We start from the raw sequence: 24,157 nt of genomic DNA, 5'->3' as shown, positions 1-24,157 counted from the left end.
CTAGACCACCCCCAGCACACGCAGGAACACAACGAATACCGCGGCAGGCGCAACATAACTGACCAGCAACCTCCATAGCGTAAATTGCCCATCCGCCATTTCCAATTCCTCCTTAGCATGTTGCTGCTTCATCATCCAGCCGGCAAACACGGCGATACAGAATCCGCCTATCGGCAACATCAGATTAGCCGTTAAATAGTCCAGCAAATCAAAAATCGATTTATCGAACAGCGTCACATCCGACCAGATATTGAACGAAAACGCGACCGCCACGCCCAGCACCCAAGTGAGTCCACCGGCCCAGACACAGGCTTGGTATCGTTCCATGTTCTTGTTTTCCACCAACCAGGCAACCGCAGGCTCGATCAACGAAATCGAAGATGACAAGGCGGCAAACACCAGCAACACGAAAAACAGCACGCCAAACAACCAGCCGCCGGTCATGTTGCCGAAGGCGATCGGCAAGGTCTGAAAAATCAATCCGGGACCGGAACCGGGTTCCAAGCCATTGGCAAACACGATCGGAAAAATCGCGATGCCGGCCAATAAGGCGACGACGGTATCGGCGCCGGCGATATAAAGCGCCGTTTTGGCGATGGAAATATGACTAGGCAGATAGGAACCGTAAACCATGATCGCGCCCATGCCCAAGCTCAGCGTGAAAAACGCATGCCCCATCGCCGTTAAGATCGCATCGCTATCGATCTGACTGAAATCGGGACTGAACATGAAGTCCAAACCGCGCTGATAAAACCCCGTCGTCATCGCATAGCCCACCAACAGAATTAAAATGATGAACAAGGTCGGCATCAAAAAGCGCACCGCTTTTTCCAGGCCTCCGCTGACTCCTTGCCTGACGATCGCCATCGTCGCGAATATAAACAAGGAATGCCAGAATACCAACTGCACCGGACTACTGACCAGATTAGCGAACATGTCACTAATTTCGCCCGCATCGGCGCCGGAAAAGCCGCCAAAAAACGCCTTCAGCACATAGGATATCGCCCAGCCAGCGATGACGCTGTAATAGGACAAAATCAGAAAACCGGCGACCACCCCCAGCCAGCCCAAATAATGCCAGCGCGGATCGACTTGCGCCTCCTCGGCCAACGCCGTCATCGTATTGATCGGACTCTGGCGACCGCGTCTGCCCAACATGATTTCGGCAATCATGATCGGAATGCCGATCGCCAGCACGCACAGCAAATAAACCAATACGAAAGCGCCGCCGCCGTTTTCGCCGGTGATATAGGGGAACTTCCAGATATTGCCCAAACCGACCGCGGAACCGGTAGCGGCCAGAATAAAAGCGAATCGAGAAGACCATTCACCATGTATCGATTTATTTGTATCTGTCATATGCAACGCCCAGCTTGTTAATTCAGCAATTCCCAATTTGGATCACAAAGAATGTTTAGCGAGGATGTAGGCGGCAGGAATTCCGCCGCCAAGCCCCCACGGATGGGGTCACGGCGTTCCTCGACTGACACTCCCCAGGCCCAAACACCGCTAAAACGCTCAAAATGGGATTGCTGTTGTTAATTAAAATCAAAAAATTTTTTAACGGATCGAGTAAAATACCAAAATTATTCGTTTCCGTCAGGTTAAAAAGCTATTTGCAGCATTATGGCCAGTAAAAAATCCAAAAAAAGTAAAAAGCAGCCGGACAACACCATTGCGGTCAATCGCCAGGCCCGCCATGAGTATTTTATCGAAGACCAATTCGAAGCGGGATTGGTTCTGGAAGGCTGGGAAGTCAAGAGTCTGCGTGAAGGCCGAGTCCAACTGAAGGAAAGTTTCATCCAGATCAAAAACGGCGAAGCCTGGCTGCATGGCGCCCATATTTCGCCGTTGTTGTCGGCGTCCACGCATGTGGTGGCCGAAGCGCTGCGGCGCAAGAAACTGTTACTGCATCGCCAGGAATTGAACAAACTGATCGGCGCGGTGGAACGCAAAGGCTACACGCTGGTCCCGCTGTCGATGTACTGGGTCAGAGGACGCGCCAAACTAAAAATCGGCCTGGCCAAGGGTAAAAAAATGCATGACAAACGCGCCACCGCCAAGGATCGCGATTGGCAACGCGAAAAAGCGCGGGTGATGAAACATGGCTAAGGCAAAGAGCCAAGACCGGTAGGAGCGCCGCCCTCGGCGCGAAGGCGGCCTTTCTCCATCAAGCAGCCTGAATGGAGCCTAGCGCAATCCGGGAAATCTAATTGATTGAACCAACCCAAAGACACCGAAAAAATGACCCTCAACGAATTCCTCGATCGTTTAAACAACAACGAAACCATCGACTTCACCGATACGATGGCGGTGATCGCCGATCACTATGACTACCAGCCCACCGAATTCAGCAACGGCCTCGGTGACGACAAACTGGTCAATGAAGCCGGCAGCAATGAAGGCTCGTGCAAGATCTTCGCCTTCGCCAAACTTCATGATCTAGATCAGCGCAAGACCCTGCAATTATTCGGCGACTATTATCGTAAAGACGTATTGCAAGACCCGGATGGCACGGGACACCAGAACATTCGCAACTTCATCCGATACGGTTGGGAAGGCATCCGGTTTGCCGGCCCCGCATTGACCGAGAAATAAACTTCACGGTCCTGCATCACCATTATTCCGTTGCCTATCGACTATCTCATCATCGGCCAAGGCCTGGCCGGCAGCCTGCTCGGCTGGGAACTGATCCGCCGCGGCCAGCGCATCATGCTGGTCGACAACGGCATGGAAAACGCCTCCCGGATCGCCGCCGGCCTGATCAATCCGGTCACCGGCAAGCGCATCGTCAAAACCTGCCAGATCGACGTGCTGCTGCCGACCGCCCTAGACTACTATGCCGCGCTGGAACGCTTCTTCCAGCAGAAATTTTATATCGACAAGCCGATGTTGCGCCTGCTGCGCAACGACAAGGAGCGTCAAACCGCGGAAAAAAGACTCGCTGAACCAGGCTATAGCGATTATCTGGCCGGCCTCATCGAAGCCAAAACGGGGCTGAATAGTTCTCATGGCTTGTTGCAACAGGCGCAAACCGGCTATCTGCTGACCCAGCCTCTGTTGATGGCGTTGCGGCAATTTTTCATCGAGCAAGGCAGCTATCGGCACAGCGTCGTCGACTACCGCGAGATACGGCTCGAACCGGAACCTAGCTGGCAAAACTGGCGTCCGCGTCGCATCATCTTCTGCGAAGGCTATCGCGCCATCGACAACCCCTGGTTCAGCTGGCTGCCCTTCCAACCGGTCAAGGGGGAGATCCTGACCGGCCACAGCCGGATTGAACCGCTCGCGCGCATCCTCAACTATGGACATTGGTTCATTCCGTTAGCGGGGCGACACTTTAAAATCGGCGCCACCTTCGACCGCGATCACCTGGATACGCGAGTCAGCGCGGAGGCAAGAACCGCGCTGCTGAACTCGCTGCGGCAGGTTTATCCGGCGCAAGAACAAGCGCAAATCACCCACCAACAGGCCGGCGTCCGTCCGGCCACCCAGGACCGTTACCCTTTTATCGGTCAGCATCCGAAACATCCGGCCCTAGCCATCTTCAACGGCTTCGGCGCCAAGGGCAGCCTACAGATCCCCTATTATTGCCAACACTTCGCCGACGCCTTGCTGAAACAAAGCCCCATTCCCGCGACTTGCAACATCGACCGCCATTATGACCCGCATTTCACTGCCTGAAACCGCCCATCAAATCATCGTTGCTCATATACGGCCCGGCGATATCGCCATCGACGCCACCACAGGCAACGGCCATGACACCCTGTTCCTGGCTCGTCAAGTCGGCCCCCAGGGTCACGTTTACGGTTTCGACATTCAGTCGCAAGCGATCACCGCGACCCGACAGCGATTGGCCGAAGCGCAGCGCCAAGGGCAAGTCACGTTATTTCAAGCCAGTCATGCCGACATGGCAGCCAAGATTCCCGTCGACCTTCACGGCCGCATTCAGGCCATCATGTTCAATCTCGGCTATCTGCCCGGCAGCGACAAATCGGTCATCACCCGCAGCGAATCGACCCTGGCCGCGCTCGCCTGCGCGACACGGCTGCTGGCGCCGTCAGGCGTCATGACCGTGCTGGCCTACCCCGGTCATGCCGGTGGCGACCACGAAACGGCGCAAGTGCAAACGTGGTTGGAAACCTTGAATCCCAACCGATTCGATCATCGCATTGTTTACAGCAACGTCGATAAAGCCTGCGCACCCAGGCTTTATCACATCGACAAGCGGCGATAAGCTTCGCGAAGCCACCCTACGCGAAGCCGCCCTACCGGTGCGGGTAGGGTGTGCTGACGAGAGGAAGCGCACCATGTATTGATGCGCTTCACACTGTTCGGCACATCCCACGAAGGCAAGGCTACATTGGCATCTCAACCGTAGGGCGGATTCGCCGCCAGGCAATCCGCCTGGATACGCACAACGGCTAATTTTGCCTTCCGGTGGCGGGTTTTGGCGGATCCGTTGCGCTTGATCCACCCTACCCAATTTGCCCCCGGTGCGGGTTGTGGTGGCTTGCTTCGCGAAGCCACCCTACGCGAAGCCGCCCTACGATGCGGTAGGGTGTGCTGACGATAGGAAGCGCACCATGTTTCGATGCGCTTGACGACGATCGGCTTTACATTGGCATCGCAGCCGTAGGGTGGATTCGCCGCCAGGCAATCCGCCTATGATATGCACAATGCCAATTTTGCCTCCGGTCGGGGTTTGGCGGATCCGTTGCGCTTGATCCACCCTACCCAATTTGCCCTCGGTGCGGGTTGTGGTGGCTTGCTTCGCGAAGCCACCCTACGCGAAGCCGCCCTACGATGCGGTAGGGTGTGCTAACGATAGGAAGCGCACCATGTTTCGATGCGCTTGACGACGATCGGCTTTACATTGGCATCGCAGCCGTAGGGTGGATTCGCCGCCAGGCAATCCGCCTGGATACGCACAACGGCTAATTTTGCCTTCCGGTGGCGGGTTTTGGCGGATCCGTTGCGCTTGATCCACCCTACCCAATTTGCCCCCGGTGCGGGTTGTGGTGGCTTGCTTCGCAAAGCCACCCTACGCGAAGCCGCCCTACGATGCGGTAGGGTGTGCTGACGATAGGAAGCGCACCATGTTTCGATGCGCTTGACGACGATCGGCTTTACATTGGCATCGCAGCCGTAGGGTGGATTCGCCGCCAGGCAATCCGCCTATGATATGCACAATGCCAATTTTGCCTCCGGTCGGGGTTTGGCGGATCCGTTGCGCTTGATCCACCCTACCCAATTTGCCCTCGGTGCGGGTTGTGGTGGCTTGCTTCGCGAAGCCACCCTACGCGAAGCCGCCCTACGGTGCGGTAGGGTGTGCTGACGTGAGAAAGCGCACCTTGTTTTGATGCGCTTCACGCTGTTCGACACATCCGAAGGCAAGACGGCGCTTTGCGTAGGAGCGCCGCCCTCGGCGCGAAAAGAGCCATTCGGCCCGAGGGCGGGCCTCCTACGGGTAGACTTTGGCGGAGCCGCGGCGCTTGCTCCGCCCTACGGAGGGATGACGCGATATTAACCAATGTGTTGGTATTTTTTAATGAGGGAGCCCTAGACAATCACCTTAAGACAGTTGCAATGCTCAAGCTGGGAATTGCTGTTATCATAGCCGATTTTTCAGGAACCTTATCATGTCTGAATTCCACAATGTCACCGTCGTCAAGAAAGCCAACGTCTATTTCGACGGCAAGGTCAGCAGTCGTACCCTACAGTTTGCCGACGGCAGCATTAAGACCCTGGGCTTCATGTTGCCGGGCGAATACACGTTCGGCACGGCCGATGAGGAACTGATGGAAATCATCGAGGGTGAATTGCTATTTTTACTGCCGGATGCCGGCGACTGGCAAGCCGTCAAAGGCGGCGAATCGTTCAACGTCCCCGCCAACATTCAGTTTAAGGTTAAAATCCAGACGCCTACCGATTACTGCTGCTCTTACATCAAATAAATTGTCCGGTAAGCTATAGACGCTGAACAGCTTTTCGTCCGCGAAAACATCACACCGCCACCGATTGATTATTATGGAAAAAATCGCCATTTTTGCGGACGTGCAGAACATTTATTACACCACCCGTGAACATTTCGGGAGGCAATTTAATTACCGCGCCTTCTGGAAAAAAGCCTGCGCCGGTCGGGAAGTCGTCAGCGCTTACGCCTATGCGATAGACAGGGGGGACGCCAAACAACGGGGCTTTCAAAACACGCTGAAAAACATCGGCTTTCAGGTCAAGTTAAAGCCTTATATCCAGCGCAGCGACGGTTCCGCCAAAGGCGATTGGGATGTCGGCATCACGTTGGACATGATCGAACAGGCCGCCAACGTCGACACTCTCATCCTGTTATCCGGCGACGGCGACTTCGACTTGCTGCTGCAAAAAGCCCGCCAGGTGTACGGCGTCAGAACCGAAGTCTATGGGGTTTCGTCATTAACGGCGCCCTCCTTGATCAATGCCGCGGATCGTTTTTTCCCGATAAACGAAGCATTGCTGATGTAAGACAGGCCTCCTGTCGTCGCGGCAAACTCAACGCCCCCGCCGTTCAACGGTAATCGTCGGGATTGATGCGGTATTTCTTCAACTTGTTATACACCGCGCGCGGCGTGATCTCCATCGTCTCGGCAATTTTTTTGACATCGCCCTGATATTGACGCAACGAGTTTTTTAGGAAGGCCTGTTCGACGCCGGCGATGGCATTTTCCTTCTGCTGTTTCCAACTCACTGCCGCGCTCTCGTCATCGCCCGCATCCAGACTCAATTCGGTCAATTCCTGTCCTTTGCAGAACAGCACGCCGCGTTCCAAGGTATTTTCCAACTCCCTGACGTTGCCCGGCCAACGATGATTCCTGATTTTCTGCATCACCGCCCGGCTAACTGACTCCACCGCCTTATTATGTTTTTTATTCATCTTTTGCAAGATCAATTGCACCAGCGGCGCCAAATCCTCGGGCCTGTCCGCCAACGGCGGTATCAGCAATTTCACGACATTAATGCGGTAATACAAATCATGACGAAACAGTCCCTGCTCCACCTTCTGTTCCAACTCGACGTTGGTCGCGGAAATAATGCGCAGATCAACATGAATCGTTTGCTTGCCGCCGACTCGCTCCAACTCCCCTTCCTGTATCACCCGGAGCAAACGGGTCTGAGCCGCCGCCGACAAGGAGTCCACTTCGTCCAGAAACAGCGTGCCGCCTTCGGCTCTTTCAAATACCCCCTGATGAACGTCTATCGCCCCGGTAAAGGCGCCCTTTTCATGACCGAACAACGCGCTTTCCAGCAGACTTTCCGGAATGGCGCCACAATTCACCGGCACAAAAGGTCTATTACAGCGTTCGCTCATCGCATGAATGGCCCGCGCCACCAATTCCTTGCCGACCCCGGTCCGCCCATGAATCAAGACCGTCGCCGTGGTCGGGGCGACCACCTCGACCGCTTGCAAGACCTCCTTCATCGCCTCCGAATTGGCGATAATGACCGGCGGCTGATATTTTTTCTTCGGCTGCGCGCCCTGACGACGCCAGATTTTCAGCATGCTTTCTTCTATCCTGGAATGCAGCTGATCGAAATCCTGATTATGCTGATTGTTTTTCCAGTCATCCCGGTATTCGATGCCGGGCTTGTTTTTGGCTTTCTCTGCATTCAAGTGAACATAAACTTCACAACAGCCGTCATGCCTGGCGATGCTTTTATCGATTTCCACCTTGGCGTAACCGAAGTTACGCGCCGCGATACCGCCGAAGACACTGGAAGTCATGCGGCATAATTCCGGGAAATTGCTGACTTTCTCGCCAAAAGGACAGCAACTGTTGCTGACTGCAATGCAGTCCGGAGAACTGGAAGCCAGCGAAAAATTACCGCCAATGCTGTTCTTCAGCCCCAGAATCAACTCGGTATAACTTTCCATGTCCAATGCTGTCTCACTGCCATCCTTATCTTGCCGATAGGTCTCTTCGAAGAAACATCCGGCCGTTCGGGCAATATGCTCAATCAACTGCTGCGAATGTTCGTGGCCCAGTTTTTCACTGGCATGCATCAATTCGAGTATGAAGGTTTGCAGAAAAAAAACCGGCGTAACATCGGTCAGGGAGTTTTTAATCATGACGGCTTGTGAAGTTAATTTTCATAAATTGAAGCACAGGTTCACAAACAAAACAATGAAAATTCATAACCAATTGTTTACAAAGACTTTTATTTATTTAAAAAAACGGCATGAAATATGCTGAAGAACTAACGCATCAATCATAATCGAGGAGAGAGCACATGACCGATACCAAGCCCCCTTTAGATCCGCATCCGCTCAGTGAATATGTCGCCTGGGCCGGCAATCGTAACCGAGAACCCTTGCTAGGGGTATTGAAGGAAAAATTACCCAAAGAACCGGGCCGGGTGCTGGAAATGGCCAGCGGCAGCGGCATGCATATCAACTATTTCGCCCCGCACTTCGATCATTTGCATTTCCATCCTTCCGACCGGGATACCGAGGTTTTCGAGAACATCAAAAACCTGAGGCAGGAACATGAAAATGACAATATCGCCGACCCCGTCCATCTGGATCTCACCAATCCGGAAACCTGGTTCAATGCCGGTCATCCGGGCTCGTTCGACGCCATTTTCTGCATCAATATTTTTCAAGTTGCACCCATCTCCATCGCTGATGGTATGATGGAATGCGCCGAACATTTGTTGTCGGATAACGGTATATTGTTGATCTACGGGCCCTTTCAGGTGGAAGGCCGGTTTACCACGGATTCCAACCAGGAATTTCATCAAACCCTGAGTTCCGCCGGCGTCTCCGAATGGGGGCTGAAAGATGTCGCCGATTTAAAAGCGGCCGCCGCCAGACACGGTCTGGAATTAAAAGAACAAATCGATATGCCGTCGAACAATTTCTCACTGGTTTTCGGCAAAATACAATAACTACTTACAACAACAATGAGGTAACGACATGAGCAAAGTCTTAAATGAAGTTTTATTAGCGAACCGAGAATATGCCAGCGGCTTCGATAAAGCCGATCTGCCTATGCCTCCAGGTCGTCAATTCGCTATCCTGACCTGCATGGACGCCCGCCTGGACCCGGCTAAATACGCCGGTCTTGCCGAAGGCGACGCCCATGTCATTCGCAACGCCGGCGGCCGCGCCAGCGACGACGCCATCCGCTCGCTGGTCATTTCCTATAAATTGCTGGGCACCCGTGAATGGTTTGTCATTCATCATACCGATTGCGGCATGGAAACCTTCACCAACGAAATCATGACCGACCTGCTCGGCAGCAGCCTGAAAACCGCATCGGTCGATGCATCCGGCTGGCACGATTGCTGTGAAGGCCCCGGTTCGACGGAAGGCAAATACATCAACTGGCTGACCATCAAGGATCAAGCGGAAAGCGTGCTGGAAGATGTCGTCCGCATCAAGTCCCATGCTCTAGTCCCTACCGACATTCCGGTATACGGCTATATCTATGACGTCAAGTCCGGCAGCTTAATCGAAGTGCCGGCCGCGACCGAAGCCGGCAAAGTAGGCTAATGGAACAGCCATGTTCAGCCGTTATCATCGGTGTTGGGCCAGAACGTGGACTGGGCGCTACACTCGCAAAACATTTTGCCGCAAAAGGTTTGCATGTTTTTATAGCTGGGCGCAGTGAAGAAAAACTGCAAACCGTGGCCGATAGCATCATGGCCTCAGGTGGCCAGGCGACTTCCGTAGTTGCCGACGCCACCCGGGAATACGATATCGATCATTTGTTCGATATCGTCCGCTATCACGACAGTGATTTGCGTATTGCCGCCTACAATGTGGACAGCAACATTCCGGCGCCGATCCTGGAAACCGAAATGGAAACGTTCACGCATTTGTGGCAACAGAATTGCCTAGGCGCATTTCTGTTTGCCAAACAAGCTATCGAGCTGATGAGAGCGCGGCAACAAGGCACCCTGTTTTTTACCGGCGCCAGCGCTTCGCTGCGCGCCAAACCGCCTTTTACCGCGTTTGCTTCAGCCAAAGCCGCCTTGCGTTCGTTGGCGCAAGGGCTGGCCCGGGAATTCTCCCCGGAAGGCATTCATGTGGTGCATGCCGTCATTGACGGCGTCATCGACGGGGACCGCGCCGCCCAACAGTTTCCTGCCTTGGTCAAGGCCAGGGGCAAGGAAGGTCTGCTGCAGTTGGAGGCGATCGCCGAAACCTATTGGGCGATCCACAACCAACATCCCAGCACCTGGACTCACGAACTGGATCTGAGACCGTTCAAGGAACCCTTTTAATCAGGTAATTCGTATGACACAACAACCGACTTGGCGCTTACAAGGCAGTTATTTTGAAACCTGCAACTGCGAGACGGCCTGTCCTTGTATATGGCTGCAAGATCCCAGCGAAGGCGACTGCAAGTTGCTGGTGGCCTGGCACATCGAAACCGGCTTTTTCAGCCGACAACGTCTGGACAACCTCAATGTCGCCCTGGCTTGTTACGCGCCCGGCAACATGAAGGATGGCGACTGGCAGGCCTCTCTGTATATAGACGAGCGCGCGAATGCCGAACAGGCGGACGCCATCACCCAGATATTCAGCGGCCAGCAAGGCGGACACCTCGCCATACTGATGAGCTTCGTCAGCGAAGTCAGCGGAGTCAAAAAGGTCAAGATCGACTATCGTGAAGACGGCAACCGGCGCATGCTAACCATTCCCGGCATCGCCCAGGCGGAAATCGAAGGCATCCGGGGCATCAACGGCAAGCAATCCAGCGTCAGCAACCCGCCATTATGCGTCGTCGACAGCGATCCGTCATTAGTGGCCAAGTCCAAGCACTATCAATATCAGGATTATGATAAAAATTGGCAGTTCAGCGACCGCAACGGTTATTACTCTCCCTTTACCTACCAACCGTAACGGCGATTTAACACGATGCCGGTCATAGCCGCTGCGCTGATAGCGGTCACCCTGGGCGCATGGCTGATGCTGTTTTTCCAGCATCAGCAGATGACTAACCGGCCGATGGCGGAGATGTGGATGCCGCCCTCCGACGCCTGGCAGTGGAGCAGCATCGATTTCGCCGTCGTTTACAGCATGTGGGCGGTCATGATGGCGGCGATGATGCTGCCCTCGGCGCTGCCGATGATCAAAGCCTACAGCCGAGCCTGTCGGCAACGCTATCATCAGGATTTCCCCTACAGCTTGTTGTTCAGCCTGGCCTACCTATCGATATGGTTTCTGTTCAGCGTCGTGCTGACGCTGCTGCAATGGCAATTTCATCACCAGCAATGGCTTACGCCGATGATGGAAAACGATAGCCCGTGGCTGGCGGCTTTAATCCTGATTACCGCGGGGCTCTATCAGTTCAGCGCTTTCAAACAGAGCTGTTTGCATCACTGCCGCACGCCGGCCAGCTTCCTGTTAAATCATTGGCAAAACGGCCACAGCGGCGCATTCAAGATGGGCATGACGCATGGCCTCTATTGCCTCGGTTGCTGCTGGGCGCAAATGCTGCTGATGTTTGCCGTCGGCGTCATGAACATCACCGCGATGATCATCTTGACCCTGTTCATTCTATTGGAAAAAAGCCTACCGCTGTACATCGACACCCTCAGCAAAACGGCCGGTGTCCTGCTATGTTGCTGGGGGACCTGGTTATTAATCTGATAGTGGGGTTTGGCGGCTTGCCCGCGAAGCCGCCCTACATTGGCGGATCCGCTGCGCTTGATCCACCCTACCCAATTTGCCCCCCCGGTGCGGGTTGTGGTGGCTTGCTTCGCGAAGCCACCCTACGCGAAGCCACCCTACGCGAAGCCGCCTTACATTGGTGGATCCGCTGCACTTGATCCACCCTACGTTGGTATCGTAACCATCGGGTCGGCCACCGTAGGGCGGATTCGCCGACAGGCAATCCGCCTGAATATGCACAATGGCCAATTTTGCCTCCGGAGGCAGTTTTTGGCGGATCCGCTGCGCTTGATCCACCCTACTCAATTTGCCCCCCCCCGGTGCGGGTTGTGGTGGCTTGCTTCGCGAAGCCACCCTACGCGAAGCCGCCCTACATTGGTGGATCCGCTGCACTTGATCCACCCTACGTTGGTATCGTAACCATCGGGTCGGCCACCGTAGGGCGGATTCGCCGACAGGCAATCCGCCTGAATATGCACAATGGCCAATTTTGCCTCCGGAGGCAGTTTTTGGCGGATCCGCTGCGCTTGATCCACCCTACTCAATTTGCCCCCCCCCGGTGCGGGTTGTGGTGGCTTGCTTCGCGAAGCCACCCTACGCGAAGCCGCCCTACGATGCTACGGTACGGGTAGGGTGCGCTGACGATAGGAAGCGCACCATGTGTTGATGCGCTTCACGCTGTTCGGCATATCCGAAGGCAAGACGGTGCTTTGCGTAGGAGCGCCGCCCTCGGCGCGAAAAGAAGCATACAACCAAGCACAAAAAGCGGAGATTTTTTATCAATACGCCATAGTCATGCTTTTGTCGTCGTTCTAAAGATATACTATAGTGTCGCCGAAGCATTCTTTTCCAAATATCGAACAACAGTCAAACCATGGCTCCCATTACACACAATATCTACATCACCGGCGCCGAACAGGGCAGCGGAAAATCGGTCATTATGCTGGCCATGATGGAATTGTTCTCCGGTCACGCCGACAAAGTCGGTTTTTTCCGCCCGATCATACACAGCGGCGAAGAAAAGGACGATCTAATCGAAGTGATCAGCAACCGCTATCAACTGGAATGGCCTTATGAAGCGATGTACGGCTGTAGCGACGAAGAAGCCTATCGCCTGCTGGCCAACGATCGTTACGAGGAATTACTGAAAACGATCCTGTCCAAATACCGTAGCCTGAAGGCGCAATGCGATCACGTCCTCTGTGTCGGCTCCGACTATAAAACCGGTTCGCCATTGTTTGAATTTGATTTCAACGCCGATGTCGCCAACAACCTAGGCTGCCTGTTGATGCCGGTCATTAAGGGAAAAAAACGCAATAATACCGATATCATCGACACCCTCTACAGCATCAGACATGCGGTTCATGAAAACGGCTGCGACTTGCTGGCCGCCGTCATCAATAATGTCGACCCCAACCAGGTCGACGCCCTCAGGGCCCGTTTCAGCCACGATCCTAACTCCAATTTTCCGGTTTATATCGTGCCTGCAGAACCTTCGCTGGAAAGGCCCAGCATCGGCGATATCGCCCGCACCCTGAACGCGAAGCAGTTAGCGACCAACAATGAAACCTTAAACCTAGAGGTCTATAACTACAAGGTCGCCGCGATGATCGTGCCCGACTTTCTCGATTATCTGGAGAAAGGCGACCTGATCATCACCCCCGGCGACCGCTCAGATATCATCCTGGCCTGCCTGATGGCCTATCATTCCAAAAATTATCCGCAAATCGCCGGCTTGTTGCTGACCGGCGAGCAGGAACCGGCCCATCAGGTCAAACAATTGATAGACGGCCTCGGCGAAATGCCTTTTGCCGTGCTCGGCGTCGCCACCGACACCTTCACGACGGCGATGAACGTCACCCATGTGCATGCCAGATTGCATGCGCAGAATCAGCGCAAGATCGCCACGGCGCTGGGTCTGGTGGAAAACAATCTAAACATGGAGGAACTTAAGCAACGCCTGCTGACCCAAAAAACACCGCGCATGACGCCGTTGATGTTTGAATATGAGCTGCTGCAACGAGCCAAAACCAACCCTCGTCACATCGTGCTGTGCGAAGGCGAAGAGGAGCGCATCCTCAGAGCGGCGGAAATCCTGTTATTGCGGGGCGCGGTCAAACTGACGCTGCTGGGCAACGAAGAGACCATAAGGCAAAAAATCCAAGCATTGGCCTTGCAGCTGGACGATATCACCATCATCGACCCGCTGACCTCCGACCTGCGCCAGCTTTACGCCAACACCTACCATAAATTGCGTGAACATAAGGGCGTCGTATTTGACATGGCCTATGACCTGATGGCCGATGTCAGTTATTTCGGCACGATGATGGTTCATCTGAATCATGCCGACGGGATGGTCTCCGGCGCCGTACACACCACCCAGCACACGATCCGTCCGGCATTTGAAATCATCAAAACCAAGGCCGGCACGTCGATCGTGTCCAGCGTCTTCTTCATGTGCCTGGAAGACCGGGTTTTGATTTATGGCGATTGCGCCGTCAATCCGGCCCCGACTGCACAGCAATTGGCCGAAATCGCCATCAGCTCTGCGCAAACCGCCGCGATGTTTCACATCTCGCCACGCATCGCAATGCTGTCATATTCCACCGGCGCATCCGGCAAAGGCGAGGCGGTGGAAAAAGTCAGAAAAGCCGTCGCGCTGGCCAAAGCCCTGCAACCGGATCTGAAATTGGAAGGTCCGATGCAATACGACGCCGCCGTCGACGCCAGCGTCGCCCGCACCAAGCTTCCGGACAGCGAAGTGGCCGGCCAAGCCAATGTCTTCATCTTCCCCGACCTCAACACCGGCAACAATACCTACAAGGCCGTGCAACGTTCTTCCGGCGCGATCGCGATCGGCCCGGTGCTGCAGGGCCTGAACAAACCGGTCAACGACCTGAGCCGCGGCTGCACGATTCCGGACATCGTCAATACCGTCTTGATTACCGCGATTCAGGCCCAGGGGTGACGATGAAAACACTGGTGCTAAACTCCGGCAGCTCGTCGATCAAGTACAGCCTATTCGACCTGAACGGTCACAACCTGCTTGTTTCCGGGCTGATCGAAAAAATCGGCGAAGAAAGCAGTCGCCATCGCTTTCGCCTGCACAATGACGCCGGCAACAGCGACAACAACGATGCCGGCATAACCATCGCCGACCATAGGCAAGGCTTGCAAGCTATATTTACCCTGCTGAGCGAGCGCCAGGCCATCGCCCGGGCCGAAGAACTGTTCTGCATCGGTCACCGGGTCGTCCATGGCGGCGAACATTTCCGCCAGCCGGTGATCATCGACGCCGAAGTCATCGCCCAAATCAGGGAAATGATTCCGTTGGCGCCTTTGCATAACCCGGCGAACCTGCTCGGCATCGAACAAACGATCGAACAGCTGCCTCAAGTGCCCCAAGTGGCGGTATTCGATACCGCCTTCCATCAAACTCTGCCGCCGCATGCCTTTCATTATGCGGTGCCGGCCGACTGGCATAAACACTATCGAGTGCGTCGTTACGGCTTCCACGGCACCTCTCATCATTATGTCGCCAAGCAGGCGGCCGCCTATCTGGGCCGGGAACTTAACAAGCTGAACCTGATCACGCTGCACCTGGGCAACGGCGCCAGCGCCACCGCCATCGAACAAGGCCGCAGCATCGATACCTCGATGGGTTTGACGCCGCTGGAAGGTCTGATGATGGGCACCCGTTGCGGCGATATCGACCCGGCCCTGCCCTTTTATCTGCAACGCAGCGGTCAGTTATCCGCCGTCGAAATCGAAACCGCGCTGAACAAACACAGCGGCCTGAAAGGCGTCTGCGGCGAAAACGACATGCGCAGCGTTCACCGCAAGGCCGAAAACGGCGAACAGGCCGCACAGCTGGCGCTGCAAATGTACGCCTACCGGATTAAAAAATATCTGGGCGCCTATTATGCCGTGCTCGGCCATGTCGACGCGATCGTCTTCACCGGCGGCATCGGCGAAAACGATGCCTGGCTGCGCGAGCAATGTTGCGCCAATCTCAGCGCCTTAGGCATCGACATCGATACCGACAAGAACGCCCACATCGACAACGACTGCGCCGCGATCAACGCCGGCGATCAACCGGTCGCCGTGCTGGTCATTAAGACCGATGAAGAGCTGGAAATCGCCCTGCAGGCGGTCGAATGCGTATCCCAACCAACTGAATCCCATGACCACAACCCTGCTTAAACGTCGATTGAATATCCTGCTGCTAACGGCCCTCTTGTCGCTGTTCTATTGGCAGACGGCGCGAGCTCATCTCGGCCCCCACGAAAGCTCCGATTGTTTTATCAATATCGAAACCACGCAACTGCGCTTCAACGGCTATCAATTCCACGGCCAACATCCGGAGAAACATTATTGCCGCTATTTTCCGCAATTGGGCGACGTGATTATTCAAATTGATTCGTTACAAGACCTCGGCCCACAGCAAATATCGCTGCAATGGCTGGAACTGGCGTCGTTGCCGCAATTGTTCAGCGAAGATAAGGCCTTAGTGGAAAGCCAGCCATCGCCCTGGAAGCCCTTTGCCGACGGCATCAATTCGCTGAGAAAAAACGTTCAACAACTCGGCCTATACGGCATCAAGATCCGCCTCAAGGCTCCGAACGGCGTCGTAAGACAACAGCATTTCTATTTCCTGGTCGGTTTCCCGGTCATGCCGATACTGCTAGGCGTCGCCCTGCTATTGTTGCTGTTGATCGGCCTGATTTTCCTCAGACAATCGAAAAGGTCAGACCGTTAGCGCACCGCAAAATCCGTCACTACCCTCGCCCATTGTTGATAAAAGGCAACTGCAGAAGCCTCAGGAATCTCACCTGTTGCGGCGCTCGCATCCTCGGCAAACCGATGTCCATCGTTTCCTGTGGCCCGGCCGGATCGGCAGTATAGGTCCGACATAAACGATCCCACAGCGAAATGGAAAAACCATAGTTGCTGTCTATTTCCTGACGAATCGTCGAATGGTGAATGCGATGCATATCCGGCGTGATGATCAGCCAACGCAAGATTCTATCCAGCTTGATCGGAATATTGACATTGCTGTGATTGAAGGTGGCCGCACCATTCAGGATGATTTCAAAGGCGATCACCGCCGCCGGCTCCGCCCCCAGCGCATAAACCCAAGCCACCTTATAAAACATCGACAACAGTATTTCCAACGGATGAAACCTGACCGCCGTGGTCGCATCGAATTCCAGATCGCTGTGGTGCACCTGATGCAAGCGCCACAACAACGGCCATTTATGGGTGATGATATGCTGCAAGTAAATGGCGAAATCCAGCGCCAACCAGGTCAAAAAAGCATTTAACCAGAACGGCAAGTCCAACTGATTCAGCAAGCCCCACGATTTCTCGCCGGCATCGATGGCGCTGAAAAAGGCCAGCCCGCCGATCGTCAGCCGCATCATCGCCATGTTAAAAAAAGCCAACCCCAGGTTGATCGGCCAGCGCTGCTTTCGGGTTACCGTTTGCCGCCGGGGACTGATCGCCTCCCAGCTGACCATCAGTAAAAAAACGCCTAGGGCGATAAATAAGCGAACCAGGTTTTCCTGCACAACAGCTCTCCTCGTTGCAGTTGAAGATGTCTTAATATGGCTCCACGCGGGGCGGGTTATTTAACCCGCCCCGAACGCTCAACTTGCTTTCGGCGATTGAATCGTTCAGGACGGAGTTACAAACTCCGTCCCGCTCAAGAAAGTCAGGACGGCGTTACCCACGCGGGACAGGTTATTTAACCCGCCCCGAACATTTTGGTTTTTAGCCTGGCACAGGGGTGAAAGAGTCAGGACGGCGTTACTAACCCTGTCCTGCTTATGACTCAACCAACGCGTTCCGCTACAAATCAATCGGCTTTAACAAGGCGGTCAAATCATCGGCGTTCAACTGGAAAGCCTCCTCTTTCTGACCGCCCTGATAAACGCCATCGGCCAACGCGCGTTTCTTTTCCTGCATCGCCAGAATTTTTTCCTCGACGGTATTCTCGGTCAACAGCTTATAGACGAAGACCGCCTTCTCCTGACCGATACGATGAGCACGGTCCGCCGCCTGGCTTTCCACCGCCGGATTCCACCAGGGATCGTAAATAATCACGGTATCCGCCTCGGTCAGGTTTAAACCGACGCCGCCGGCCTTCAGACTGATCAGAAAAACATCCGCTTCGCCGCTTTTAAAACGCTCGATAGCTTCATCCCGTTTCCGGGTTTGTCCGGTCAGCTTGCTGTAAGCGATCTTTTGAGCCTTTAATTCCGCCTCGATCAACCCCAGCATCTTGGTGAATTGTGAGAAAACCAGGATGCGCCGCCCCTCTTCCAATAATTCCGGCAGCATCTCCAGCAACAAATCCAGTTTGGCCGACTCGGTCACCTTCTGCGCTTCCTTCAGCGACAGCGTTCTCGGGTCGCAGCAGGTCTGGCGTAATTTCAACAAGGCGTCCAGAATGGTGATATGACTGCGCGCCATGCCCTTTGTCGCAATCGCCTCTCGGACTTTCTTTTCCATCGAAATGCGTATGCTTTCATACAATGCCGCCTGCTTTTCGGACAATGGCACCGAGCGAACGATCTCGGTCTTCTCCGGCAACTCGTCGGCCACCTGCCGCTTGGTGCGGCGCAACATGAAAGGTTCCACGCGTTTGGACAGCCGCTCCCGCGCCTGTTCTTCGCCATAAACCTCGATCGGAGTGCGATACACCTTCCTGAACAAAGCGTTGTTCCCCAAGAATCCCGGCATCAAAAAATCGAATTGCGCCCATAGCTCACCGAGATGATTTTCCATCGGCGTGCCGGTCAGGCACAGACGATGACGGGCGTCGATTTTACGGACCAGCCGCGCAGCCTGAGCCTTAGGATTTTTGATCGTTTGCGCCTCATCGAGGATTAGAAAGTAATATTGATGTTCCAGCAACGCGTCCTTATCTCTAGGCAACAACGGATAAGTGGTCAGCACCAGATCATGTTGGGCGATCTGATCGAAACGCTGTTTACGCTCGACGCCTTGCAGGGTCAACACACTCAGTTGCGGAGTGAAACGCTCGGCTTCGCGACGCCAATTGCTCATCAAACTGGTCGGCGCGATGATCAGGCATGGCTTGTCCATACGGCCGGCCTCCTTTTCCAGCAACAAATGAGACAGGGTTTGAACGGTTTTCCCCAAGCCCATGTCATCGGCCAGAATACCGGCGAAATCATAGGCGCGTAGAAATTGCAGCCAGCTCAAACCTTGGCGCTGATAATCACGCAATTGCGCCTGCAACCCGGCAGGTACAGGACTGTCTTCGATGCCGCGAAAATCCCTGAGCTTCTTGCCGATTTCGAGCAGTTCGGCGCCGCCTTGCAGGCTGAAAACACCGTAACTATGCTCTTCCATGTCGGCCAGGGCCGCGGCATTGTAACGCGATAGCCTGCCATTGCCGTCCTCATCAAAACTGACACTGTCGAACAACTCATAGAGTATATCCAAAAACGGTTTAAGCTGTGTGGCCGGGACCTTGATATAATGGTGGGATTCCAGCGGAATACTGAGCATGTCCGGCAACTCTTCCCGGGAATATTGCTCCAGCACCGGCATAATCAACGGCATCAACGGCATCGATTGGTCATTGACCGTGATATTAAAACGCATCTGAAACCAATCGTGATCGGTTTGTTCGATTTCGGCGTCCCAGTTCTCCGCCTGCTGAAACTGAAGCAAAAAACTGTCGTCCTGTTCGACAATCCAGCCCCTTTCCTCCAGCTCCGGCACTTTATTATCCAGGAATTCGGCCCAGCGCCCCGCGCTGTCCATCAAGGTCTTTTCAACCGGGCTGAATAAAACCAACTCCTCCAGACCTGCAAGCTCATTCGGATAAAACCCAAATTCGGCCAGTTCCGTCACCGCGGTGATTTCGGCCTCGGTATTCCGCTGAATCCTGACATAGCCGCGTTCCGCCTTGACCACGCTCACCTCATCGGCCCGATAAGCCGATACCGTGTAGTCGTCATAATCGAAACTCAGCATGATAAAATGGCTGTACTGATTATTACTGCCGACCGCTTGCCCGAACAAGCGCAGCCGCGGGATAGGTTCGGCTCCATTCAATTCGCTCAGCTCAAGCGGCTGCGGCGGCGGCAAGGAAAGCTCCGGATGTTCGACAATTAAGCGCCGGCTAAACTCATCGGCCAACTCGGCCGGCACGACCGGAGCCGATAGTAACCGACGAAATTGGTGCTGACTCAAACCGCCGACCAGAACCTCCCCCATAGTCCCCGCTGCCTCATCGATATAGAGCGGCGGTTCGGTCGGCAACAACATGGCATCAGCGGGCTGAGTCTGGACCCGTAGCTTGTAATTGCTGCCTTGTTGTTGCCAGGACAAGTCTAAAGACCGCTCCACGTCGGCAACCAAGGGCTCTGATTGATGCGTTTTCCAGAATAAACGCCCGCTTTTCAACGCCTTTTGCAAGGCGATATAGCCCGCGGCGCCTTCCAAGGAACTTCCTTGTCCATAGCTGAGATCAAGACTCGTCAAAATTCTGGCGATCTCAACATCCTCGGGCCTGATATAGTTGTTGTAGTGATAACTATAAATAACATTGGCCGCCGGTGTCTGCCGACCCACGGTCAAGCCGCCCGATTTTTTCTCCCGAGTCACGTACAGAGACAAAATACAATCATCCCGTCCGCTTAACGGCTGGATCACATAAGCGATAAACTCGTTAGTGAAATCAATGACATTGTTCGCCTCATCCAAGGTATCCAACCAGGACAAACAGGCCGTTGACGTGACTTGCGATTTCGGTCTGCTTTGTTCATAAGCTAAACAGGCGGCGACCACATGTTTACAGTTATAGCCCACCGGACAACTGCAAGAGCCGGAAACATCCAGCGGACCGCCCTCTTCAGAAAACCAACTTAATTCGATTTGCTGCACATATTGCCTACCGCCGTTGCCCTTGACGACCGAATATAGCTCTATTGATAAATCGTCTTCATGCTCGACCCGAAGTTCAACAACCCGATTCTGTTCAAAATATTTTTCCCCGCGCGTATATGCACCATTTCCGCAGTCGTAACGGAGATCCGCCGCTGCTATTTTCTTGTGACTAGTCAATTATTCCTGCCTCAGTCTTACTCATTCTCATTGCGCGATATGATATCAAGAAAATCGAAACCTCGTCTCCAAGACGGAAACTTATGCCGGAAATACCTTACACGACCGTTAACCCTAGAACCTAAGAAATTGTTTTTTCAAGAAAAACTATTTTTTGCTAAAAAATCGTCAATATCCACTGGAATTTATCCGACAGAAACTATAGAATACGCAGATCTACTAGCTCATCAGCAGTGCCTCGGTGGCGAAATTGGTAGACGCACGGGACTTAAAATCCCGCGGTGGCAACACCGTGCCGGTTCGATTCCGGCCTGAGGCACCATTCAAAAACACCCTCTCATTGACATGCCTATCCCAGCATAGAATGTCTGAACGCAGCTATTGGCCCGAACCATAAAATCCTCCACCCGTAGGATGTGTTGAACGCAGTGAAGCGCATCGATCCACCTCGCCTTCTAACAATGCAATCCATTAATTAAACAGCCGAATCGCAGCGATTGGCCCCGAACCATAAAACCATCGCCCCCACCTCAAACAATGCAATTCATAAAATAATTGCAACGTCAGCAGAACCTACCGTCTAGCAATAAAACAGCACATGTGGTTACAATGGCGCATCTATTCAAGCGTCACTAACAATCTTTTGCCGCCAATGATAGCTTCTCAAAAAAATTAGACGTCACGCCCTTTCAACTGCTCTGTTCAGACGCATTGCTAATTTAACGCTGTTAAAAGTCTGTTCTGAGACAAAAGGACGATCACGAAACACAAGGAAATGGATAAATTTAATCGCATCTGGCAACTGCACCAGGAATTCAGCAACCGACGACTCCCGGTCAAACTCAGCAAACTGGCCGAACTGCTGGAATGCAGCGAAAAAACGATCCAGCGCACCCTCAAACAAATGCAACTGGAGCTTAACGCCCCGCTGGAATATACCCCAGAGTTTCATGGCTGGCGCTACACGCCTGACAGACAAGACCAATTCGAACTTCCCGGTTTATGGATGAACGAAAGCGAGCTGGTTTCTTTGATTTTGTTATTATCGATTCTTGAAACCTTCGGCAACGGTTTACTTAATCGGGAAATGCAGCGCGCCAACGTCTATATTACAAAACTGCTAAGTGACCGGGGACTGAACCGCGACGCCATGACGGCAAAACTAAAAGTCCTGCCCATCGCACAAAAAACCCTGCCGTCCAAAACCCTTTATACCGTCAGCGAAGCGCTATTCAAAAACCGGCAAGTCGCCATCGACTACACCGACTTCAACAATCGCGAAACCACAAGAACCATCAGCCCGCAAACATTGGTGTATTACCGGGACAACTGGTACGTCGACGCCTGGTGCCATCTGCGAAGCGAACTGAGAACATTCTCCATCGCCCGCATCACCGCCGTTTCTCTAAAAAATACAGCCATCAAACCCATCGGATCGGAATTATTATCGGCGCACTTTTCGGAAAGTTACGGCATATTCGCCGGCCAACCAACACAAACAGCCAAACTGAAATTTTCTCCCAAAATCGCCAGAGAAATCGCCATGCAATGTTGGCATGAAAAGCAAAAGGCTTATTGGGATGGGGAACATTACCTATTGGAAATTCCTTATGGCAAAAGCGAGGAACTGATTATGGACATCATGCGCTATCTGCCCGATATCGAGGTCCTCGGTCCTGCCGACTTGAAAGACGCAGTTAAAAGCAGAATTCAACGGGCTCATGAAATTTTTTGCAGCTAGGACAAGTTTTGTCCGCCTGCCGGCGCATAATGCCAATCCCGAAAACGTTTCAATCCTTTTTAATCCTCAATCGCTGGATAACCGTTTATGGATCAACTCACCGACCTTAAAGCCATACTGCACTCCAAAAGGGCCAACATTTATTACCTGGAAAAATGTCGGGTCATGCAAAAAGACGGCCGCGTCCTCTATCTGACCGAAGCCAAAGAAGAAAAGCAATATTGGAATATCCCGATCGCTAACACCACCGTGATCCTGCTCGGCACCGGCACCTCGATCACCCAGGCCGCCGTACGGATGCTGGCCTCGGCCGGCGTTCTGATCGGCTTTTGCGGAGGCGGAGGCACGCCGCTGTTGATGGGCAATGAAATCGAATGGCTGACACCGCAAAGCGAATACCGACCCACGGAATACATACAAGGCTGGCTGTCATTCTGGTTCGACAAGCAAAAGCGACTGAAAGTCGCCCAGCAATTTCAACACGGACGCATCGACTATTTAAGTCGGGTCTGGGCCAAAGACAAGGACCTCAAAACCGAAGGGTTTGACAGCAGCGATGAGGATATAGCGGGCGCGTTAGCAAACTGCACAGCGAAAATCGATAGCGCGAAAAACGTCACCGAATTATTGGCCGCCGAAGCGCAACTGACCAAAAGCCTATACAAAACCGCCGTCAAACGCACCCAACAGAGCGATTTCATCCGCAATTCGGAAAGCGTCGATGACGCCAACATCTTTCTCAACCACGGCAACTACCTAGCCTACGGACTGGGAGCGACCACACTGTGGGTGCTCGGCATCCCACACGGCTTCGCGGTCATGCACGGCAAAACCCGGCGCGGCGCCTTGGTGTTCGATGTCGCCGACCTGATCAAAGACACATTGATATTGCCATGGGCCTTCATCTGCGCCAAAGAAAAAATGACCGAGCAGGAATTTCGCCAACAAATCCTACAAAAGTTTACCGAGCATAAAGCGCTGGATTTCATGTTCGAGTGTGTCAAACAAGTGGCTTTACAAAGTTGGGAGTCAAACGAATGACAGCTTTGATTCAGTCGCAACCTTATGCAAGCGCCTGTCACGAGTCCATAGCTTGGTATCCGGAGAAAGCGCGGCCGAGGCGAGCAAATGTAAATCGATATATCCAATTCCTCTCCCCATTAACCGGTTTTTTTCCAGAAAAAACAATGCCTCCTGATGCGAAGCTTCTATCGACCGAGGCAGGTTATTCCACAACATCAATAACTCCTTGCGTTGCTGGAGATTACCACAAGCCAGTTCACCGACAATCATGGTATGCATACAAACACGATTGGCCTCTAATAGCCCGGTTAATTGGGAATCCCCCGAACGCAGAAAGTCAATCCAGACACTGGTATCAACCAAAACCGGCGTCATGCGGCATCGCTCGACTGACGCCGGGGTATGGCCTTCAAGTCAGGCTCCGAACCACCCAGAAGCGCCAGCCTGCGAGCACTTTCGCGTTCAATCAAAGCCTGCAAGGCTTCCCGGATCAAAGCGGTTTTTTCCTTTTTCCCTGTCAAAACGACCGCTTGTTGATACAAATCCTCATCAATATTGATCGTTGTACGCATAAAACACCTCTACTCATCATCATATTCAGACATCATTGTATGCGTCATATTGTGCTTATA

The 24,157-nt window shown here is 53.5% G+C and carries 22 protein-coding genes and 1 tRNA gene; 17 read left to right on the top strand and 6 right to left on the bottom strand.

Going from position 1 to position 24,157, the window contains the following annotated elements:
- Entirely contained in the window at positions 1–1,359 is a 1,359-nt protein-coding gene (locus Q9L42_RS10270) for a sodium-dependent transporter (protein ID WP_305908523.1), read from the bottom strand.
- Positions 1,360–1,626: 267 nt separating this feature from the next.
- On the opposite strand from Q9L42_RS10270, the gene smpB reads away from it, so the two are divergent.
- The 6 genes from smpB (at position 1,627) to Q9L42_RS10240 (ending at position 6,504) form a co-directional block, all read left to right on the top strand.
- Positions 1,627–2,112, top strand: coding sequence for an SsrA-binding protein SmpB (gene smpB, locus Q9L42_RS10265; RefSeq protein WP_305908524.1), 486 nt, complete (start codon positions 1,627–1,629; stop codon positions 2,110–2,112).
- Positions 2,113–2,244: 132 nt separating this feature from the next.
- Entirely contained in the window at positions 2,245–2,598 is a 354-nt protein-coding gene (locus Q9L42_RS10260; protein ID WP_305910236.1) for a HopJ type III effector protein, read from the top strand.
- A gap of 30 nt (positions 2,599–2,628) precedes the next feature.
- Positions 2,629–3,684 (top strand): NAD(P)/FAD-dependent oxidoreductase, encoded by a 1,056-nt coding sequence (locus Q9L42_RS10255; RefSeq protein ID WP_349432721.1) that lies wholly within the window; start codon positions 2,629–2,631, stop codon positions 3,682–3,684.
- Positions 3,662–4,237, top strand: coding sequence for a tRNA (mnm(5)s(2)U34)-methyltransferase (locus Q9L42_RS10250; RefSeq protein ID WP_305908526.1), 576 nt, complete (start codon positions 3,662–3,664; stop codon positions 4,235–4,237). The genes Q9L42_RS10255 and Q9L42_RS10250 overlap by 23 nt, the downstream gene beginning before the upstream one ends.
- Before the next feature lie 1,405 nt (positions 4,238–5,642).
- Positions 5,643–5,957 (top strand): pyrimidine/purine nucleoside phosphorylase, encoded by a 315-nt coding sequence (locus Q9L42_RS10245; RefSeq protein WP_305908531.1) that lies wholly within the window; start codon positions 5,643–5,645, stop codon positions 5,955–5,957.
- Between the two features lie 73 nt (positions 5,958–6,030).
- Positions 6,031–6,504 carry an NYN domain-containing protein gene (locus Q9L42_RS10240; RefSeq protein WP_349432720.1) on the top strand — a complete coding sequence of 158 codons (474 nt, stop codon included), beginning with the start codon at positions 6,031–6,033 and terminating at the stop codon, positions 6,502–6,504.
- Positions 6,505–6,547: 43 nt separating this feature from the next.
- On the opposite strand, the gene Q9L42_RS10235 is transcribed toward Q9L42_RS10240, so the two are convergent.
- The gene (locus Q9L42_RS10235; protein ID WP_349432719.1) at positions 6,548–8,107 is read right to left on the bottom strand and encodes a sigma 54-interacting transcriptional regulator; all 1,560 of its coding nucleotides are present in this window, start codon (positions 8,105–8,107) and stop codon (positions 6,548–6,550) included.
- A gap of 161 nt (positions 8,108–8,268) precedes the next feature.
- On the opposite strand from Q9L42_RS10235, the gene Q9L42_RS10230 reads away from it, so the two are divergent.
- The 8 genes from Q9L42_RS10230 (at position 8,269) to Q9L42_RS10195 (ending at position 16,418) form a co-directional block, all read left to right on the top strand.
- Positions 8,269–8,925, top strand: coding sequence for a DUF938 domain-containing protein (locus Q9L42_RS10230; RefSeq protein ID WP_305908532.1), 657 nt, complete (start codon positions 8,269–8,271; stop codon positions 8,923–8,925).
- A gap of 28 nt (positions 8,926–8,953) precedes the next feature.
- A complete protein-coding gene (locus Q9L42_RS10225) occupies positions 8,954–9,532 on the top strand; it encodes a beta-class carbonic anhydrase (RefSeq protein WP_305908533.1) in 579 nt (192 codons plus the stop codon).
- Positions 9,532–10,266, top strand: a complete 735-nt coding sequence (locus Q9L42_RS10220; RefSeq protein WP_305908534.1) for an SDR family NAD(P)-dependent oxidoreductase — start codon at positions 9,532–9,534, stop codon at positions 10,264–10,266. Before Q9L42_RS10225 ends, Q9L42_RS10220 begins: the two co-directional genes overlap by 1 nt.
- Before the next feature lie 13 nt (positions 10,267–10,279).
- On the top strand, positions 10,280–10,888 hold the full coding sequence (locus Q9L42_RS10215; protein ID WP_305908535.1) for a DUF1326 domain-containing protein: 609 nt from the start codon (positions 10,280–10,282) through the stop codon (positions 10,886–10,888).
- Between the two features lie 15 nt (positions 10,889–10,903).
- Positions 10,904–11,638 carry a DUF2182 domain-containing protein gene (locus Q9L42_RS10210; RefSeq protein WP_305908536.1) on the top strand — a complete coding sequence of 245 codons (735 nt, stop codon included), beginning with the start codon at positions 10,904–10,906 and terminating at the stop codon, positions 11,636–11,638.
- Between the two features lie 895 nt (positions 11,639–12,533).
- Positions 12,534–14,627 (top strand): phosphate acetyltransferase, encoded by a 2,094-nt coding sequence (gene pta / locus Q9L42_RS10205; RefSeq protein WP_305908540.1) that lies wholly within the window; start codon positions 12,534–12,536, stop codon positions 14,625–14,627.
- A 2-nt stretch (positions 14,628–14,629) separates the two neighbouring features.
- Entirely contained in the window at positions 14,630–15,862 is a 1,233-nt protein-coding gene (locus tag Q9L42_RS10200; RefSeq protein WP_349432718.1) for an acetate/propionate family kinase, read from the top strand.
- Positions 15,843–16,418, top strand: coding sequence for a hypothetical protein (locus tag Q9L42_RS10195; RefSeq protein WP_305908543.1), 576 nt, complete (start codon positions 15,843–15,845; stop codon positions 16,416–16,418). The genes Q9L42_RS10200 and Q9L42_RS10195 overlap by 20 nt, the downstream gene beginning before the upstream one ends.
- A gap of 19 nt (positions 16,419–16,437) precedes the next feature.
- Here Q9L42_RS10195 and Q9L42_RS10190 read toward each other — a convergent pair whose 3' ends face one another.
- Positions 16,438–17,229, bottom strand: coding sequence for a sterol desaturase family protein (locus tag Q9L42_RS10190; protein ID WP_349432717.1), 792 nt, complete (start codon positions 17,227–17,229; stop codon positions 16,438–16,440).
- A 280-nt stretch (positions 17,230–17,509) separates the two neighbouring features.
- Positions 17,510–20,761: a DEAD/DEAH box helicase gene (locus Q9L42_RS10185; protein ID WP_305908546.1), complete on the bottom strand. Its 3,252-nt coding sequence runs from the start codon at positions 20,759–20,761 to the stop codon at positions 17,510–17,512.
- A 235-nt stretch (positions 20,762–20,996) separates the two neighbouring features.
- On the opposite strand from Q9L42_RS10185, the gene Q9L42_RS10180 reads away from it, so the two are divergent.
- The 3 genes from Q9L42_RS10180 (at position 20,997) to cas1f (ending at position 23,543) form a co-directional block, all read left to right on the top strand.
- A tRNA-Leu gene (locus Q9L42_RS10180) sits at positions 20,997–21,083 on the top strand.
- 453 nt (positions 21,084–21,536) lie between these two features.
- Positions 21,537–22,502: a helix-turn-helix transcriptional regulator gene (locus Q9L42_RS10175; RefSeq protein ID WP_305908547.1), complete on the top strand. Its 966-nt coding sequence runs from the start codon at positions 21,537–21,539 to the stop codon at positions 22,500–22,502.
- An 87-nt stretch (positions 22,503–22,589) separates the two neighbouring features.
- The gene (gene cas1f / locus Q9L42_RS10170) at positions 22,590–23,543 is read left to right on the top strand and encodes a type I-F CRISPR-associated endonuclease Cas1f (RefSeq protein ID WP_305908548.1); all 954 of its coding nucleotides are present in this window, start codon (positions 22,590–22,592) and stop codon (positions 23,541–23,543) included.
- On the opposite strand, the gene Q9L42_RS10165 is transcribed toward cas1f, so the two are convergent.
- The gene (locus Q9L42_RS10165) at positions 23,532–23,900 is read right to left on the bottom strand and encodes a type II toxin-antitoxin system VapC family toxin (RefSeq protein ID WP_305908549.1); all 369 of its coding nucleotides are present in this window, start codon (positions 23,898–23,900) and stop codon (positions 23,532–23,534) included. The two genes, cas1f and Q9L42_RS10165, sit on opposite strands and share 12 nt — an antisense overlap.
- A complete protein-coding gene (locus Q9L42_RS10160) occupies positions 23,897–24,097 on the bottom strand; it encodes a type II toxin-antitoxin system VapB family antitoxin (RefSeq protein WP_305908550.1) in 201 nt (66 codons plus the stop codon). The genes Q9L42_RS10165 and Q9L42_RS10160 overlap by 4 nt, the downstream gene beginning before the upstream one ends.
- Positions 24,098–24,157 lie beyond the last annotated feature (60 nt).

It is taken from the genome of Methylomarinum sp. Ch1-1, from assembly GCF_030717995.2.
Lineage (GTDB): Bacteria > Pseudomonadota > Gammaproteobacteria > Methylococcales > Methylomonadaceae > Methylomarinum > Methylomarinum roseum.
The sequence above is the reverse complement of the archived record's forward strand: the minus strand, read 5'-3'. Positions and strand labels throughout refer to the sequence as shown.

Excerpts from the sequence above, each read along its gene's own strand:
- Q9L42_RS10240 (WP_349432720.1), top strand. The coding sequence starts at position 6,031 with ATGGAAAAAATCGCCATTTTTGCGGACGTGCAGAACATTTATTACACC.
- Q9L42_RS10235 (WP_349432719.1), bottom strand. The coding sequence starts at position 8,107 with ATGATTAAAAACTCCCTGACCGATGTTACGCCGGTTTTTTTTCTGCAA.
- smpB (WP_305908524.1), top strand. The coding sequence starts at position 1,627 with ATGGCCAGTAAAAAATCCAAAAAAAGTAAAAAGCAGCCGGACAACACC.
- Q9L42_RS10260 (WP_305910236.1), top strand. The coding sequence starts at position 2,245 with ATGACCCTCAACGAATTCCTCGATCGTTTAAACAACAACGAAACCATC.
- Q9L42_RS10195 (WP_305908543.1), top strand. The coding sequence starts at position 15,843 with ATGACCACAACCCTGCTTAAACGTCGATTGAATATCCTGCTGCTAACG.
- Q9L42_RS10230 (WP_305908532.1), top strand. The coding sequence starts at position 8,269 with ATGACCGATACCAAGCCCCCTTTAGATCCGCATCCGCTCAGTGAATAT.
- Q9L42_RS10165 (WP_305908549.1), bottom strand. The coding sequence starts at position 23,900 with ATGACGCCGGTTTTGGTTGATACCAGTGTCTGGATTGACTTTCTGCGT.
- cas1f (WP_305908548.1), top strand. The coding sequence starts at position 22,590 with ATGGATCAACTCACCGACCTTAAAGCCATACTGCACTCCAAAAGGGCC.
- Q9L42_RS10225 (WP_305908533.1), top strand. The coding sequence starts at position 8,954 with ATGAGCAAAGTCTTAAATGAAGTTTTATTAGCGAACCGAGAATATGCC.
- Q9L42_RS10220 (WP_305908534.1), top strand. The coding sequence starts at position 9,532 with ATGGAACAGCCATGTTCAGCCGTTATCATCGGTGTTGGGCCAGAACGT.
- Q9L42_RS10245 (WP_305908531.1), top strand. The coding sequence starts at position 5,643 with ATGTCTGAATTCCACAATGTCACCGTCGTCAAGAAAGCCAACGTCTAT.
- Q9L42_RS10160 (WP_305908550.1), bottom strand. The coding sequence starts at position 24,097 with ATGCGTACAACGATCAATATTGATGAGGATTTGTATCAACAAGCGGTC.
- Q9L42_RS10250 (WP_305908526.1), top strand. The coding sequence starts at position 3,662 with ATGACCCGCATTTCACTGCCTGAAACCGCCCATCAAATCATCGTTGCT.
- pta (WP_305908540.1), top strand. The coding sequence starts at position 12,534 with ATGGCTCCCATTACACACAATATCTACATCACCGGCGCCGAACAGGGC.
- Q9L42_RS10175 (WP_305908547.1), top strand. The coding sequence starts at position 21,537 with ATGGATAAATTTAATCGCATCTGGCAACTGCACCAGGAATTCAGCAAC.
- Q9L42_RS10270 (WP_305908523.1), bottom strand. The coding sequence starts at position 1,359 with ATGACAGATACAAATAAATCGATACATGGTGAATGGTCTTCTCGATTC.
- Q9L42_RS10215 (WP_305908535.1), top strand. The coding sequence starts at position 10,280 with ATGACACAACAACCGACTTGGCGCTTACAAGGCAGTTATTTTGAAACC.
- Q9L42_RS10200 (WP_349432718.1), top strand. The coding sequence starts at position 14,630 with ATGAAAACACTGGTGCTAAACTCCGGCAGCTCGTCGATCAAGTACAGC.
- Q9L42_RS10210 (WP_305908536.1), top strand. The coding sequence starts at position 10,904 with ATGCCGGTCATAGCCGCTGCGCTGATAGCGGTCACCCTGGGCGCATGG.